Annotated in this window: 12 protein-coding genes; 8 read left to right on the forward strand and 4 right to left on the reverse strand. The window is 56.0% G+C overall.

Going from position 1 to position 16,008, the window contains the following annotated elements; genetic code table 11:
- The first annotated feature begins 113 nt into the window (after positions 1-113).
- Positions 114-908, forward strand: coding sequence for a hypothetical protein (locus tag NST69_RS32860; RefSeq protein ID WP_342548140.1), 795 nt, complete (start codon positions 114-116; stop codon positions 906-908).
- Positions 909-1,031: 123 nt separating this feature from the next.
- Here the strand turns inward: NST69_RS32860 and NST69_RS32865 are convergent, their stop codons facing one another.
- Both NST69_RS32865 and NST69_RS32870 read right to left on the reverse strand, forming a co-directional pair.
- A complete protein-coding gene (locus tag NST69_RS32865) occupies positions 1,032-4,073 on the reverse strand; it encodes a DEAD/DEAH box helicase (protein WP_342548141.1) in 3,042 nt (1,013 codons plus the stop codon).
- Positions 4,070-5,707: an SWIM zinc finger family protein gene (locus NST69_RS32870; protein ID WP_342548142.1), complete on the reverse strand. Its 1,638-nt coding sequence runs from the start codon at positions 5,705-5,707 to the stop codon at positions 4,070-4,072. Before NST69_RS32870 ends, NST69_RS32865 begins: the two co-directional genes overlap by 4 nt.
- 185 nt (positions 5,708-5,892) lie before the next feature.
- Here NST69_RS32870 and NST69_RS32875 point away from each other — a divergent pair, with 185 nt between their 5' ends.
- From NST69_RS32875 to NST69_RS32890, 4 genes are all read left to right on the forward strand, one after another.
- A complete protein-coding gene (locus NST69_RS32875; protein ID WP_342548143.1) occupies positions 5,893-8,211 on the forward strand; it encodes a helix-turn-helix domain-containing protein in 2,319 nt (772 codons plus the stop codon).
- Positions 8,212-8,452: 241 nt separating this feature from the next.
- A complete protein-coding gene (locus NST69_RS32880) occupies positions 8,453-9,403 on the forward strand; it encodes a tripartite tricarboxylate transporter substrate binding protein (RefSeq protein WP_342550247.1) in 951 nt (316 codons plus the stop codon).
- A 43-nt stretch (positions 9,404-9,446) separates the two neighbouring features.
- The gene (gene kdgT / locus NST69_RS32885; RefSeq protein WP_342548144.1) at positions 9,447-10,451 is read left to right on the forward strand and encodes a 2-keto-3-deoxygluconate transporter; all 1,005 of its coding nucleotides are present in this window, start codon (positions 9,447-9,449) and stop codon (positions 10,449-10,451) included.
- A 466-nt stretch (positions 10,452-10,917) separates the two neighbouring features.
- Positions 10,918-11,550 carry a copper amine oxidase N-terminal domain-containing protein gene (locus NST69_RS32890; RefSeq protein WP_342548145.1) on the forward strand — a complete coding sequence of 211 codons (633 nt, stop codon included), beginning with the start codon at positions 10,918-10,920 and terminating at the stop codon, positions 11,548-11,550.
- A 5-nt stretch (positions 11,551-11,555) separates the two neighbouring features.
- Here the strand turns inward: NST69_RS32890 and NST69_RS32895 are convergent, their stop codons facing one another.
- Both NST69_RS32895 and NST69_RS32900 read right to left on the reverse strand, forming a co-directional pair.
- Positions 11,556-12,401 (reverse strand): copper amine oxidase N-terminal domain-containing protein, encoded by an 846-nt coding sequence (locus tag NST69_RS32895; protein ID WP_342548146.1) that lies wholly within the window; start codon positions 12,399-12,401, stop codon positions 11,556-11,558.
- A 197-nt stretch (positions 12,402-12,598) separates the two neighbouring features.
- The gene (locus NST69_RS32900) at positions 12,599-13,477 is read right to left on the reverse strand and encodes an AraC family transcriptional regulator (RefSeq protein WP_342548147.1); all 879 of its coding nucleotides are present in this window, start codon (positions 13,475-13,477) and stop codon (positions 12,599-12,601) included.
- A gap of 268 nt (positions 13,478-13,745) precedes the next feature.
- Between NST69_RS32900 and NST69_RS32905 the strand changes: the two genes are divergently transcribed.
- From NST69_RS32905 to NST69_RS32915, 3 genes are read left to right on the forward strand one after another with little or no spacing between them, the layout of a single operon-like run.
- Positions 13,746-14,336 (forward strand): Ada metal-binding domain-containing protein, encoded by a 591-nt coding sequence (locus NST69_RS32905; protein WP_342548148.1) that lies wholly within the window; start codon positions 13,746-13,748, stop codon positions 14,334-14,336.
- The gene (locus NST69_RS32910; protein ID WP_342548149.1) at positions 14,317-14,901 is read left to right on the forward strand and encodes a methylated-DNA--[protein]-cysteine S-methyltransferase; all 585 of its coding nucleotides are present in this window, start codon (positions 14,317-14,319) and stop codon (positions 14,899-14,901) included. The genes NST69_RS32905 and NST69_RS32910 overlap by 20 nt, the downstream gene beginning before the upstream one ends.
- Positions 14,882-15,781: a DNA-3-methyladenine glycosylase gene (locus tag NST69_RS32915; RefSeq protein ID WP_342548150.1), complete on the forward strand. Its 900-nt coding sequence runs from the start codon at positions 14,882-14,884 to the stop codon at positions 15,779-15,781. The genes NST69_RS32910 and NST69_RS32915 overlap by 20 nt, the downstream gene beginning before the upstream one ends.
- Positions 15,782-16,008 lie beyond the last annotated feature (227 nt).

The following is a 16,008-nucleotide window of genomic DNA, read 5'->3' on the forward strand; positions in this document are numbered from 1 at the left end:
ATTTTAGCACAGTGTCTGTGAATTGACAACTGCCATGGTCTGTCAATCGACCAGAAACTTCCAATTATATCTGCATATCCTATTGAATACAGCTCTAACGGAGGGTGATAACTATGCCTATACTGACAACCAATATGTTAACAAAGAACCCTACCCCGGGAGCAGGACTCATCAGTCAGGCAGTAGTGAAGGTAGTAAACAATGGGATTGCCCAGGGATCGGTCTATTTGAATGGTTACAACAATGATGTAAGTCCCTCAACGCTGTTCGCGCAGGAGTTGTTCGAGTCGAACTATCGGGAGGTTGTGACCAAAACGTATAATATTACGCAGAATTTTTTCCAATTCAATATCTCCTACTCCCAGGAGCAGGTACGGGTGCGGATCTTCCTTGTGGACAGCAGCGGGCTCTGGAGTCCCGTTACCCTGCAGCCCATGGCGCTTAGCCGGATTACCTCAGAGTTTCGTAACAATATCCCCGTAACGAGCAGCGACACTGCAGCCATTAGCTTCCGCAGAAGCACCACGATCGCCGTTCCTGAAGCAGTGGCCGCCGAGATCGTTCCAGACGGGCTGGAGATTCTGGCCTCTACCCCTATCCGCTATAAGGTGATAGCCGGGGGGACCGTGAATGGAACTTTTGTGAATTACCCTACGCCGACTACGGCTATTCCAGTCACTGAAACAGCGCTGCTGGTGAACTATACCTGTACAACAGTCACCGGCGGACGGGTGCTGACTCAAGGCATCGGCTCCGGCATATCCGGAGCCTATCAGAATGTGGCTGTGAATCTGCTGAATCAGCGGCTCGCCTACGATCTTCAGCAAGTGCCGGTCACGCTGGTGGTCAGCTCGCTTGCCGGTGAGGACAATGTGGCGGCTACCTTCAGAATGTCCGAGCAATGGTGAAGGCCGAGGGGTGAAGATCCAGTAATGCCACGCTGGCTGGCTGGTAATAGACCGATGACAGACTGATGCCAGACCTGTAGCAGATAAAAGATAGCCGGAACAGGCGGTATCCACAGCGGCGGGTTATCCCACCCATTCCCGGCGCAGCGTGAACAGATCCTTCAGCGCGTCTGTGGACAGCTCGGTGATCCAGCCCTCGGAGCCGGAGATGACGTCGTCGCTGAGCTGCTGCTTGCTCTCCAGCATCTCGTCAATCTTCTCCTCCAGCGTGCCGAGCGAGATGAACTTATGCACCTGTACATCCCGGGTCTGGCCCATGCGGTAAGCACGGTCTGTGGCCTGGTTCTCCACCGCCGGATTCCACCAGCGGTCGAAATGGAACACATGGTTGGCGGCCGTCAGGTTGAGGCCGACCCCGCCCGCTTTGAGCGAGAGGATGAATACATTCGGCTGATCGGACGTCTGCGCTCCGGCGGCTGCATCTGCAGCGGCTTCGCCCGCAGGCAGCGGGGGAGCCTGGAACCGCTCAATCATGCGGTCGCGCGTGCTCTTCGGCGTGCTGCCGTTCAGGTACAGCACCGGTTCCTGAAGCTCCTGCTGAAGTACGGCCTGGAGCATTTTACCCATGCCTACATACTGGGTGAAGATCAGGCAGCGCTCGTTCTCCTCGCGCAGCTCGCGCACCATCGCGAGCAACCGTTCCAGCTTGGCGGAGCGTTCGATCAAGGAGGTGGTGTCCAGAGCGCTGCCGTCTTCCGGCTCAGGCAGTGCCTCCTTGGTAAGCAGCATCGGATGGTCACAGAGCTGCTTCAGGCTGGTCAAGGCGGCGAGAATGGCCCCCTTGCGTTCGATGCCCTCCAGCTTCTGCATCCGTTCAAGCAGGCTGTTCACGTTCTGATCGTAGAGTGCGGCCTGCTCGGCCGTCAGGTTAATGTAGGTCTTCATCTCATTTTTATCCGGGAGATCAAGCTGGATCGCCGGGTCCTTCTTCTTGCGGCGCAGCATGAACGGCTTGACCAGCCGCTGCAAATCAGCGGTCCGCTCGGCATTGCGCTCCTTCTCAATGGCATTTGCGAACCGGTCCTGGAACCCCTTCGGGCTGCCGAGATAACCCGGTGTGATGAAATCGTAGATCGACCACAGCTCGGACAGCCTGTTCTCAATCGGCGTACCAGTCAGGGCGATCCGGTGCAAGGCCGGGAAGCTGCGCACGGCGGCTGACTGCTTCGTTCCGGCGTTTTTGATATTCTGTGCTTCATCCAGGCATACGGTTGCCCAGGTGAACTGCTTCAGCAGCTCCTGGTCCAGTGCAGCGGTAGCGTAAGAGGTAAGCACAACATCCGCCTGCGAAGCCGCGCCGTAGAAATATCCGGCATCCAGCCGCCGGCTTCCGTAATGAAGCATCACATTCAGGGAAGGCGCAAAGCGCTGCAGCTCCTTCTGCCAGTTGCCCAGCACGGAGGTCGGACAGATAATCAGCGAAGGCCAGCCGGCCGGCTCGGTCTGCCGCCGGGCCACGGGTGCGCCGGAAGCTGCGGCTTCCTCCTCCTGCTCCTTCAGATGGAGCAGGTAGGAGATCAGCTGCACCGTCTTGCCAAGCCCCATGTCATCGGCCAGGCAAGCGCCCAGCCCGAAGCGGCGGAGGAAGACCAGCCAGGCGAAGCCCTCATGCTGGTAGCTTCGAAGCTCGGCATGCAGACCGGCCGGCACCTCCGGCTTCGGCCACTGGCTACGCTGCCCGAGCTGTCCGATCAGCTTCAAGAGGTGCTCGTTCAGTTCGACCTCCAGCCTGACGCGAACCGCTTCTTCCTCGGCACGCTGCGCTTCCGCTTCCTCCGAATCGCCGTCTGCACCTTCGTTCAGCAGGTGCAGCTGCAATACATCCTGGAAGGACAAGCCGCGCGACTTGTCCATCCCGGCCATGGCCCGCTGAATCTGCGCCAGCAGCGCAGGGTCCAGCGGAATCCACTTGCCGCGGAACTGGACGAGGCGTTCCCCGCGCGCTACGAGGTCGGCGAACTCCGCCTCGGTCAGGTCGGCGTCGCCGATGGAGATGCGCCAGTCGAAATCGACGAGCGCATCCAGGCCGAACAGCGACTGCCCGCGGCTGCCCTCAGCCGTGCCGGAGCTGATCTTCGCGCGCAGGCGCGGCTTCCTGCGGCTGGCGGCTTCCCACCACGCTGGCAGCAGCACCTGCCAGCCCGCCTCCAGCAGGAGACGGCTGTCGGCTGTGAGGAACCGCCACGCGACCTCGTCGCCGAGCGGCTCTGCCAGCACATCGGCGCCGCGCCCGATGTGCTCCGGAAGGCTGTCACGCAGCCGTGACAGCCACCCTCCCGCGCGCTCGTGGACATGCGCTGTCCACGCTGCGGGCCAAGTTCCATGCGGCTCGCCGTCCCCGGTGAGCCGCAGCGGCACAAGCGCGGACTCGTCGCGCTTGTCCTGGAGGAGCAGCTGGAGCCGCCAGTGCGGCAGCTCATCGTCAGGCTCAAGCAGCTGCAGCACCGGCCGGAACGGCGCGGTGTCTGCCTTCCAGCCGATGGACATCAGCCAGCTGTCCTCGTCCATACCGGCTGCGCTTCTCCCGCCTGCGCTGAACAGCAGCGGGAATTCACTGCGCAGATCACCGGCCTGCGCCTCGGTGCTGTAGTGCCGCTGGAAGACCGCCGCCGAGAAGGCGGCCTGCAGCCCTTCGGCGAATCCGCTGCGCTCCTGAAGACGATGCAGCGCGGCCGCATCGTCCCAGTCTGCCTCGGCGGCTTCCGCCAGCACTTGCTCCGTCCAGGCCCAGCGGAGCTGGCCTTCACGGTAGGCTGCGAAGCTCGGGGCATACTGACGGGCCTCCAGCATTCCGGCCAGCAGCGGGGCCAGCCGGGTCAGCAGCTGGGCATCGCCCTGCCAGCTCCAGCCGACATGCCGGAGCAGCCGCAGGTCCGCAAAGAACGGCAGGACCTGCTCGGCAGGCAGCACCACCAGCTCGACATCATCGGCCTTTGAGGTGCTGAGCTCCGTACCGTAGAAGGATTCCTCATGCCAGGCGAACAGCTTCTGCTTGAGCTGGACACCGGGCATATAATCATCCCGGTCATCCACACCGTAGATCAGCGCATCGCCATACTGGGTAAGGGCGAGCTGGACAGTAATATTGCGCATCTTCATATTCATGGGATCAGTTTTCCTTTCCGCAGCTCCTCCTGTAGGGCGCGCAGGCGGCTGTGTCTATCTGTGAAGCCGTCCAGGAACACTTCCCAGCGTGCTTCGCGTTTCAGTTTTTTATACAGCTTGGCGAGCCGCTTCAGCAGCTTCACGGCCGCTTTGTAGCTGTGCCGGTTCTTCTCCAGCACGAAGCGCTCCACCGCCTGATGATAGAACGGCAGGAGCAGCTCCGGCGCATTCTTCTCAATTGGCTGCAGGTCGCTCACCCGGAAGTCGGAAGGCTGATGGCCGGAGGAGATCTGCATATCCATCCATTCCTGCCATTTGCCGTAGGCAAGCAGCTGGGCTTCATAGATCTCGCGGGACAGCGGCAGCATACCGGACAGCGTATCCCACATCTGCGGCTCCGCTTCGGGCAGGCGGCGCACCGCCTCATCCCAGTAGCCCGCATAATCCAGCAGATTGTACATTCGGCTGTTCAGCAGCGGGCCGAGCGCGGCCAGCCACAGGGCCAGGCGTCTCCACTGGCCGGCTTCGGCCAGCGGAGGCAGGAAGCTCATCAGCTCCTCCGGGTGCAGCCCGGGCCGTTCGGACGCTGTGTGCAGCTTCTCTATAGCCGCAGCATCCTCATGAAGCAGAGCGTACATCCGGCTCTCGGCCAGCAGCAGGGCGTGGCGGGGAGCAGCGGCGCTAAGCCCTTCTCCGGCTTGTTGCAGCTCCTTCAGCTCTTTGGTGTACAGCTCCGGTCCGCTTAGATTCGGGGTAATCCAGTTGATCCACAGCAGGCTGTAACAAGCAGAGAAATAAGGCTGTTCTCTGGCGCGGTCGCGGGCCTCCGTCAGCATCTCGCTCCGCAGATAGTCAATCGTATCGTAGACTCTCGGCCACTCCTCAGGGGCTTCTGCCAGCGGCAGCCCCCGCTGCATCAGGTCTGTAATATGCTTTTGCAGCTCGGAAATCGCAATAGAAGTATAGTAGCCCACAGAATAACCAAGGGAGGAGAGGTTGGCCGAGAGCGGCTGGCCGCCAGGCCGGATCAGGCTCTCCAGCACACAGAGATGAGCATGGAGCTTGAACAGCATGGCGGCAGCGGGAGGCAGCTTGGGCTGGCCCCCGGTGATGGCGGCGAGCGCCCGGTCGGCATACTGCGGGTTGCGCACCGTATGAGCAAGCGGCTCCACCAGCAGCGCCATGTATTCTCGCCACTGCTGCACCGTAGCCTCAGGAATCAGGGCGGCCAGCTTCTTCAGTTGTTCCCCGCGCCGTCCCGGAACAGCGGATGCCGGAGCAGAATGAAGCTTGGGCTGGTCAATCAGCGCCTTGGCGTTCGCGATGGAATGCACAGGCCGCTCCTGTTCCTCGGCGTATTGCATCAGCACAGCCGCCATATGCTTGCACATCCCGGATACAGGGCAATCGCAATGGCTCTCCTGCAGATCGTCCAGGTCAATGGAGACCGCATAATCCTCCCGCCCTTCGACCAGCGCCATGATTCTGTACGGCGTGACCATTCTGAAGGCCTGCACGCGCTGCTGCTTATAATATTGAAATCCCCGTTTCAGGGTCAGATCATCGAAAGAATGGGCAACCTCCGAGATGAGCTTATCCCACCCGGCAGCATCCATGATATAGTTTGACTGCATCGCTATCGTTCTCCTGTAGCAGATTGGGTGAATCCATCGTTCCATTATATCATTATTGTATAGCGTATCCCGCAAAAGTCTGAAATCCTGGCAGGTATGATATGCCCCATATTGAAAAATTAGGGGAACATGCTAATCTGAAATCTAAACCTATGAGCAACCGCTGGAAGGATGAAGCTTAAGCAATGCTGCGATTTAAAATGAAATATCTGCTGCACAACAAACAGAACCGTCTAATCCTGATGCTGACAGCCGGGGTATCCCTTCTGATTACTATGATTGGTCTATTCTCCTATAGAGAGTACCGTAATGCACTGGACACCGAGCTGAATACACCGAATATTGAACTGCTGCAGATTAATGTAGATGTTACGAACCGGGCCTTCCGGGAATCCGACAACAAGGCAGTGGATCTGTCCTTCCATCCCGCTGTACTGAGCTATATCAATGCGTCTGAGGCGGATAACCGGGGCAGAGCCGCAACGGCGCAGGAATACCTTAAGGCGCTGGCGACAGAGCCGGATGTACACGCGATCAGCGTGGTCAAATTCAAGGACCGGTCTGTGCTCTCCAGCCGCTACGGCTATGTTCCGTCCTGGGGGGAGGCGCCTGAGCATGAGTGGGAGTCCTGGATCGGGGGAATGAAGGAGAAGCCGCTTTTGATCAAAAGAAGGCTGTATACCGGCCCCGGTTCCCGCCCCGGTGATACTGAGCTGTTATCGCTCGCCCGGCCGGTGGTGGTGAACGGCGAAGTGGCCGGTGCCGTGCTGATTGATCTGGATTACGATACGCTGTTCTCCAAAATGTACACCCATCTCTCCAGCTACCAGCTCGTCTATAACCTGGAAGGAGAGCTGATCTACCCCAAGCTGAATCTTCCGTTCCCGCAGGCGGAGCTGGGAAAGGTGCTGGAGGACATCGATGTCAGTCCCTTTGCCCATGTCACCATCGGAGGCCAGGCCTACATGGCGAATCAGACCTTCTCCAATGTGACCGGCTGGCGCCTGCTCTCGCTCGTACCCATGGAGCAGCTGCTCAAAAATGTGAAGATTGCGCGGAATATGATGCTGATGCTGTCACTGATCTCCATCGCCGTAGGTCTCGCTGCCATGTATTATTACAATTTTGCCGCCTTCCGGCCGCTCAAACGGATTAACAAGCTGCTGCTTCCTGAGCAGAAGGCAGCCGGGCAGGGCGGACTGTACGATCTGGAGCCGGTCATCGGCAAGCTGGTCGGTGATTTCCGCAGTAAATCGCTGGTGGCGGACTGGAGTCTCCCGGAGCTGCGCTCCAAATTCCTGCAGGACCTGATCACGCGGAGTATCGGCACACAGGAGACACAGACCCGGTTTGAACACTACTTTACCGGCTGGAAGGAAGGTCCGTTCGAGCTGCTGGTCTTATCCATAGACCGGCATACCGAGTGGTCCGCGGGCTTTAAGGAAGAGGATCAAATGCTGCTCAAATACGCGATGATTAACATGGCCTATGAAATCTGCGAAGCTTCCTGGCGGACCGTGGTCGCTGCGCCGCAGCAGGACAGTCTCGTCATCCTGTTACAGGCGGCAGGCGGAGAGGAGCGGGAGCTGTATGCAGATGCCCGGCGGCTGGCGGCTGCCATGCTCGATGTGCTGAAGATTCCGGTGTCCGTTGGCATCGGTGAACAAGCAGGCTCAATTACCCATATCGCCCAGTCCTACTTAGAGGCGCAGACTGCGCTCTCCTACCGGTTATATGAAGGGTATTCCCATGTACGGGTCTATTCCCGCGCAGAGAACAAATATGAAGAGAGCAGCGGGGCGGCAGATGAGCTATGGAAGCAGGAAATGCTGAACGCCCTGAGAGTATCCGATGCCGCCGCTGCACAGGATTGGATACGCAGAGGGATTGCCGAGACCCGCAAGCGGGGAATTCAGCCGCAAAAAGTATTCCGCTCGCTAAGTGACCTGCTGGAGGAGATTCTGCATATGGCGGCTGCCGGGGGATACCCGGTGCCTGCGGAGCTGGCTGACTACACCTGGCATCAGGTGACAACGATGGAGCTTAATGAGATTGAGCAGATGCTGTGCAGCATAGCGGTTCAGCTATCGGACGCCTTTGGGGCGCACCGGCAATCGAAGGAGTTCCTGCTGGTTCAGAATCTTATAGAGTATATGAAGGAGAATCTGCAATTCAATATCGGGCTGTCTGATATCGCCTCCCATGTGAACATGGGGGTATCCTCGGTGAGCACCATCTTCAAGGAAGAGACCGGAACTACCGTCTATGACTATCTGACCAACTTGAGAATCAATAGAGCCTGCGAGCTGCTGCAGGACAGCAGTCTGAGAATTGCCGAGATTGCCCAGCAGGTGGGTTATCAGAATGAGAACAGCTTCATCCGGGTCTTCCGCAAGATTAAATCGACCACACCCGGCAAGTTCAGGGAGAGCAGCAAATCTTCCAAGGAGTATGCAGATCGGCCAAAAACGCGCCATTCCGGCGTTTCTGAGGATTCGGAATAAGATTATGCGATTGAAGGCATACCCCCGGTTGCGATAAAGTTCTATTTGAGAAAACTTTCACATCCTCCATGGCAGGCTGCTGATACTCAAATAAAACGGGGGTGAGGGCACGGGCGCAAGGCTAGGCATCAAGCATCTGCAGGCTGCCCGATTACTTCTATATTAGAGAAGAGGGATGGATTTGAAACGATCGACTCAAATAGGACTCTGGACAGCAGCTGTAGCAGCTCTGGTCCTGTTGATGCTTAGAATCGGGATTCCCGGGGGAGGCGGCCCGGGCCAGGAGACTGCCGGCACAGATTATCCCGGACGGCCAATCACACTGCTTGTGCCCTATGCCGCTGGCGGGGGAACGGACGCCACCGCGCGAGCACTCGCCACCGCGACAGAGAAGGTGCTGGGCCAGCCGGTAATTGTGGTTAACCGCACCGGGGGCGGTGGCTCCGTAGGACTGATGGAAGGCGCGAATGCCAAGGGAGACGGTTATACCGTGACTTTTTTGCCGGCCGAGCTGACCATTCTTCCGCATCTGGGATTATTGCCGATTACCTATGAGAGATTCAAACCGATCGCTCAGACGAATTTTGATCCTTCCGCCATCACCGTAAGACAGGACGCGCCATGGCAGGACGTCAATGAATTTCTCGACTTTGCGAAAGCGCATCCAGAGGAACTCAAAATGGGAAACGCAGGAACGGGGAGCATTTGGCACTTGGCCGCCGTAACCTTGGAACGGGAGACCGGTGTGAAGTTCGCGCATATTCCCTTTGAAGGTGCAGGGCCGGCCGTCTCCGCCTTAATGGACGGATTCGTGGATGCGGTACCGGTCAGTCCCGCCGAGGTGAAGAAGTATGTGGATGAAGGGAAGCTGCGGATTCTGGCAGTCAATGCCGACAAGCGCTCAGAGGCGCTGCCGGATGTGCCGACCCTGGAAGAGCAGACCGGAATTCATGTGAACTTCACAGGAACATGGAGGGGACTGGCTGTACCGAAGGATACGCCGGATGCGATTGCGGAGGTATTGGCCGGGGCATTTATCAAAGGGACCGAAGACAGGGAATTCCGCGAATATATGAATTCGAACGGGCTGGGGCTGCTGGTGAAGGACGGCAAAGCTTTTGCGAAGCAGCTCAAGGAGAGCGATGATCTGTTCGCCGCTATGATTCCCGAGCTTGGACTAAGCCGCAAGTAGAACATACACACTCATCACGAGTAAGAAAGGGTAGGGTAATCATATGAAAATCAAAAAGACACTGGATCGGATTCCCGGCGGAATGATGCTCATTCCACTGTTTCTGGGAGCGATCATTCACACTGCTTTTCCTGATGCGGGCGAATATTTTGGAGGGTTCACCAAAGGCCTGATGACGGGCACCGTGCCGATTCTGGCCGTGTGGTTCTTCTGTATGGGAGCCGCGATCGATGTCAGAGCTACCGGAACCGTATTGCGCAAATCCGGTACGCTGGTATTGACCAAGATTGCCGTGGCCTGGGTTGTTGCCCTGATCGCTATCCAGTTCCTGCCCGAGGGCGGGGTGCAAACCGGCTTCTTCGCCGGACTGTCGGTCCTCGCCATCATCTCCGCTATGGATATGACCAACGGCGGGCTATACGCTTCCATTATGCAGCAGTATGGGACCAAGGAAGAATCCGGTGCCTTCGTGCTGATGTCACTCGAATCCGGGCCGCTCGTAACCATGCTCATTCTGGGCAGCACCGGTGTGGCTGTATTTGAACCGCATCTCTTCGTTGGCGCTGTCCTGCCGTTCCTCGTCGGGTTCATCCTGGGGAACCTGGATCATGATCTGCGCGCCTACTTCGGCCGAGCTACTCAGACGCTCATTCCCTTCTTCGGCTTCGCTCTGGGCAGCTCGATCGACCTTGGCGTTATCGTTGACACTGGCCTGCTCGGTATTCTGCTTGGTATTGTCGTTATCATTATTACCGGTATCCCGCTGATTCTGGCTGACAAGTTCATTGGCCGCGGCAACGGAACTGCCGGACTGGCCGCTTCCAGTACCGCAGGTGCTGCGGTCGCCAACCCTATGCTGGTAGCGAACATGAAGCCCGAATTCCTGCCGGCCGCCCAGTCCGCTACAGCGCTGGTAGCCGCATCCGTGATCGTTACATCCATTCTCGTCCCGGTCATCACAGCTTACTATTCCGACTACATGAAGAAGAAGAATCCCCCGGCAGCAGAGGGACCTGTAGCTGCTAAAGTTCAGAAGGCAGCGGGCTAAACAGCGGATAACAACGTAATTAATTCATGTTAAGAGCGATTAAGTTCTATGTTAATTAGAACCTCCGGACAGCGTTAGGGCTGCTCCGGGGGCTTTTTTTAATCATCTGAATGAAGGAAGAGTAGATGGAGAAATCCTGCAAGAAGTGCAACAATACTGCCCCATAGAAGCGCCAGATGCTGAAATCCTGCATGAAATGCAACAAAGCCAGCGCTAACTTGCTTGAAACACCGGAATTCCTGCAAATGATGCAACAATGTAGCGCAGCCAGTAACATTTTCAGAAGAATCCTGCAAGAAGTGCAACAATGAAATCCATACAAGCGGTTGGTGAGTGGACCCGTTAGGGTGATTTTGTTCTTAGTTCAAGCAATCAAACGAATAAATACATAATCTTGATTTTATAGAAACAAATATGCTTGAGTGGCGTCTAAGATAGAAATCTATCATCCAGGGAGAGATCAAGAATGAACAAACTTTTGAAAATAGGCATATCAGGATTAGCCTTGACCCTAGTGTTTAGTGCAGGAGCCTTTGCCGCTACAGTCGCTCCCAAAATAATCGTAAATGGTAATCAAGTGAAAACTCAGACGCAGCCTAAGATTATTAATGGTACAGTATATATCCCGATACGGGCCGTTTCAGAAGGGTTTGACGCCAGTATTCAGTGGGATAATACAAGTAAAACCGTGTATGTGGATTCTGATCCGAATTTCGGAGTGGAGCGCGGCAGCGTGACTTATGTAGCGAACCGGAACCTGGCATACAGATGGATTATGGCGTATGATGAACGGGATCATCAGGGGGTGCTCGATGTAGTTACGCCGGATTTTAAGACCGACATCTATAACGAAAGCTTCCCGTTGGGAACGTATAATATGGGAACGATTATTGATATGAAGGCTGTTGCAAGTACAGACAGCAGCTTAACGGTGCGGATTGTCCAGAGAGTAACTGCGGAGGATGAGTACAAGGTGAAGGTGGAGCGGTGGAATTTTGTTTTTGGGCAGGGGAAAATCAAGTCCGTGAAAAGGGTACCGGACACTGCAAAATATCTGGACCGGTACACCCTTTTCCCGGGCGCTAACTTCGGCATATAGGTTCCTTACTCCGGGATGGCCAGGATCAGATCAGTGTAAGAGAGGCCGGGTAACTTAAAGGTTGTTACAGTACCGTCGCTAAGCCTGTGATAACCACTATATACACCTTTGTTGTAGCTAAAAGAATCCTGGAACAGATCGGAAATATACGCTGGCTGCACACCGCCGAATGTAGTAGCAGGATAACCGGGGATATCTGCCTCCGAAGCCTGCCATATGGCTGTGGCCGTTGTGCCTGTAATCTCAACTACAGTGGTTATTTCTCCATTGCTGTAGGCATAACGGGTGGCGTCCTTTGAGGCAAAGGCATACGAGTAGTAATGGGATTGATCACTTTGTACACTTGTACCGGGTTTAAAAGCGTAGCGCACCGGCAACGAAATGGCCGCCAGGCGCGCCTGCTTAAGATCTGCTGAATGGATGGCCTGGGTATCAGGAGTGAAATTCCGGGATTGAATGAAGATGACCTCCCTTATCTTTTCATAGTACACACTGTATCCAAATGCCTCACTGACAAACTTTGCGGGAACCATGATTCGTCCGTTGTAATTATTGGCTTCACTATCCATCTGTACAGGCTCGCCATTCTTATAAGCAATCGATTGCCCCTGAGTCATTTCAAAGTGGTCGTTGGAGGAATTCGTAATCGTTACCGTATGGCGGGTAGCGTCCCATGAATATTGGAGCCCCAGGGAAGCAAGCGTGCGGATGGGAATCATCGTTCGGCCAGACTGTATAAAAGGACTGCTATCAGCAGAGATAAAAGCACCATAGATGTTGACTTGTATAGGTCTTGTGGTTGGCCGGGCGGGGCTGGAAGCAGGGGCTGCCAGAATAACGTTGGGAAGCATAAGCATGAACAGCATAATGCAACAGGCAGGAAGCCACCTTTTTAATGAAAACATAGACCAATCGTTCCCTTCCAGTAATTTGTATATATTGATTATAACGTGAGTATTGAGAGGTTAACAATCCGTTACCCTGGCCCTCAAAAAAGCCCTCCAGATGCCTTTATGGCTGGTAGAGGGCTTATCAGAAATGCTGTATTTTATTTCTTTACCACAGGAATCCATACCTCGCAAATACATTCATCGTGCTCATCATTCGTCCAGAAGTATTTCTCAATGCACGGACCTTCTACTTGCTCAAAGCCTGACGATGGGAACCATTCCGCATAGATCCGCCGCCAGACGTTCTTAATGTCTGACCCCAGCTCCGGGTCATTTGGCACTTTATCCAGGCAATCGAATACAGCATACGTCTGGCCGGGTATAGTCAGGTTAACCAGCTCTTCTGATACCTTCTGACCTTCCGGCAGCTCGGTTCCCATCAGATAGCGTTTCGTCCCATCCTCACGGAAGTCATAGTAATAACCGAACAGCAGCGAACCGGAAGGCCTTCCGGCACATTCGTTAATAAGGTCATGCGTCCCATCGTTCCAGATTTTCTCTACGAATGCAGGGATTTCACTATAAGCATCCTGGTGGATAACAACCTCCTTACCCATGACGCCATAGCCCTTCTCTTCAACTATTCTGTAATTCATTTCGCCTTCCCCTTTGATCTGAATTTGAAAAGAGAGGCGGGGGAACGATTTGAGCTTCACGTTCTTTTTCTTCGCCATATTGGGGGTCACCCCATGCACCCGCTGAAACGCTCGGGCGAAGGCCTCAGGCGTCTCGTACCCGTACTTCAGCGCAATGTCGATCACCTTGCCGTCCGTCCCTGCCAGTTCTTCCGCCGCCAGTGTAAGCCTCCGGTTACGTACATATTCGGTAACAGTGAACCCTGTCAAGGCATGGAACATCCGCTGAAAATGGTACTTCGAGGTCATCGCCACTCCGGCAATATCCTCGACGCCGATGGCGTTATGCAGATTTTGCTCTACGTAATCAATCGCCTGTTGGAGCAGCCGTATCGTCTCCATTCCCTCACCTTCCTTTCATAATTCATTGTAGAGAAGCGGGCAGGGCGGGGCCTGACCGGGAATGCTCTGAGTTGTCCGGACTTTTTATCATATATTCTATTCTATGTTTTAATCCAAGTAGTCAATACTAACATTAATAGCTACTGTTTTTCCCCCTCTGCTTGGCGAGAAAAACCCTCTGCTTCACTGTCGTAATCTTGCTCTCCTATTGCAATAGGCTGCATATGTCAAAACGAATCGTTTATACTGGCGGTAAGAGGTGATGGGGATGGACCCGCAAATGTTCGAGCGTATCTATGAAACGGTGGTGCGGCGCGAGCCGACCTATGACGGGATCTACTATACGGCGGTGCTGACGACCCATATTGTCTGCCGTCCGTCCTGCCGGGCGAGAACGCCGAAGGCAGCAAATGTTGTATTCTATGGCTCCTTGCAGGAGGCTGTTTCGGCAGGCTTCCGTCCCTGCAAAAGATGCCGTCCCGAGGAAGGCGGCACCCTCCGTCCGGACGCAGTCCTGGCAGCGCAGGCAGATGCCATAATGGACGGAAGGTTCGGCAGCAAGCTGACTCTGAAGTCGATGGCTGAAGAGCTGAAGGTCAGCCCGTTCCACCTGCAGCGCACCTATAAGCGGGTAACCGGCCAGTCACCTGCTGCCAGGTTGGACATGCTGCGTATGGAAGAAGCCCGCAGGCTGCTGACGGAGACAGCGGCGGAGATGGGTGAAATCTGCCGGGCTGTGGGGTTCCGTACGCCCTCTCATTTTGCCGCCTGGTTCGTGAAGAAGACGGGGCTGTCCCCTACAGAGTACCGTAGCGAGCATCAAGAAGGAGGAGATTCGCATGAAGCCAAGCCGGAATAACAGCCGGAGTACAGATACTATAACGATTTATCATCATACCCTGAACCTCGGGAAAGGGGAGTGGACCCTGTGGGCCAGTGATAAAGGCCTGATCCGCGTATCCTTTCCGCAGGACGAGGGGCAATTACCGGCCTCGTGGTTGAAAACGTATGCGCCTGCATATGAGCTCCTGGAGGATGCCGGGAGATTTGAACAGCTTGGGGTGATCACGCTGCTGGAGCGGTATTTTGCCGGAGAGCCGGTGGATTTCAGAGGAGTGGAGCTGGATCTGTGGGGCACCCCGTTTCAGCAGGAGGTATGGCGGGGGCTGCTTACCATCCCGCATGGGGAGACGGCCAGCTACAAGCAATTGGCTGAGCGGATTGGCAGACCGCTGGCGGTTCGTGCTGTCGGTGCAGCTAACGGGCAGAATCCGGTGCCTGTCATTGTGCCTTGCCACCGGGTTATCGGAGCGAACGGTACCTTAACCGGCTTCCGGGGCGGACTCCAGATGAAGCAGGAGCTGCTCCAGTTGGAAGGGATTCTGAATGTGAAGGCGGCGGGTCATGAACGATTTGCTTTTTGAGCTGCCGCTGCCGGAGGATTTCGACCTGAGGGCTTGTCTGGAGTACATGAACCGCTCGCCGCTGGAATGCCTGTTCCGCACGGATGAAGCAGGTGTCAGCCGGATGTTCAGGCTGGAGGGTGGCCCAATCCTAATACGGATCAGTGTGTCTGAGGATCACAGGCTGAGTGTAACCCGGCTGCATGGAGCGGTTCCCGGTGCGCTGGAGCAGGAGCAGCTGGCCCGCTACATTGTGGAATGGTTTGATCTGGACCGTGACCTTGCCCCGTTCTACAGGCTGGCGGCAGCGGACCCGCTGCTCGGGCCGCTGGCCAGCCAGCACCGGGGACTGCGGATCATCGGCATCCCGGATCTGTTTGAGGCGCTATGCTGGGCGATTCTGGGCCAGCAGGTGAATCTGGCTTTTGCCTACAGGCTGAAGCAGCGGCTGACCGCTGAATACGGGGAAGCGCTGGAATGGGAAGGGCAGACCTACTACCGTTTCCCTGGACCTGAGGTGTTCACAGGGGTGCAGGTAGAGGAATTATGCGCCTTGCAGCTAACCCGCAGCAAAGCACAGACAGTGCTCACCGTAGCCTCGTTGATTACAAGCGGGGAGCTAAGCCGGGAGGAGCTGCTGGCGCTACCGTCCCCGGCTGCTGCCGAGCAGCGGCTGTTGCAGATCCGCGGGATCGGCCCGTGGACCTCGCAATATGTCCGTATGCGCTGCCTGCGCGATGCGTCCTCTTATCCGGTCGGCGATGTCGGCCTGCAGAACGTGATCAAGCATCTGACCGGCATGGACCGCAAGCCTACGCCAGCGGAGCTGCTGGAGCTGGCCCGGCCGTGGCAAGGCTGGGAAGCCTACGCCACCTTTTACTTGTGGCGGGCGTTATATTAGAACAAAGCCCTGTCCGCCGGTTATTTCGGGAGACAGGGCTTTTTAGGTGACATGTAGAGTGTTGTGGTGCCGAACGTAGCTGAAGGATCGCCGGGAGGAGCAGGAGTAGGTGCTTGGTTCCACTGGTCAAAGGCCGAATGTATGCGGAAAATCGAATACAATTCGAGCTGGGATGGTACATGGACCAAATGTAAGCGAACCGAACACAATCGCAGCCGTGCCCTATG

It is taken from the genome of Paenibacillus sp. FSL P2-0089 (assembly GCF_038595095.1).
GTDB classification, from domain to species: Bacteria; Bacillota; Bacilli; order Paenibacillales; family Paenibacillaceae; genus Paenibacillus_AQ; species Paenibacillus_AQ silagei.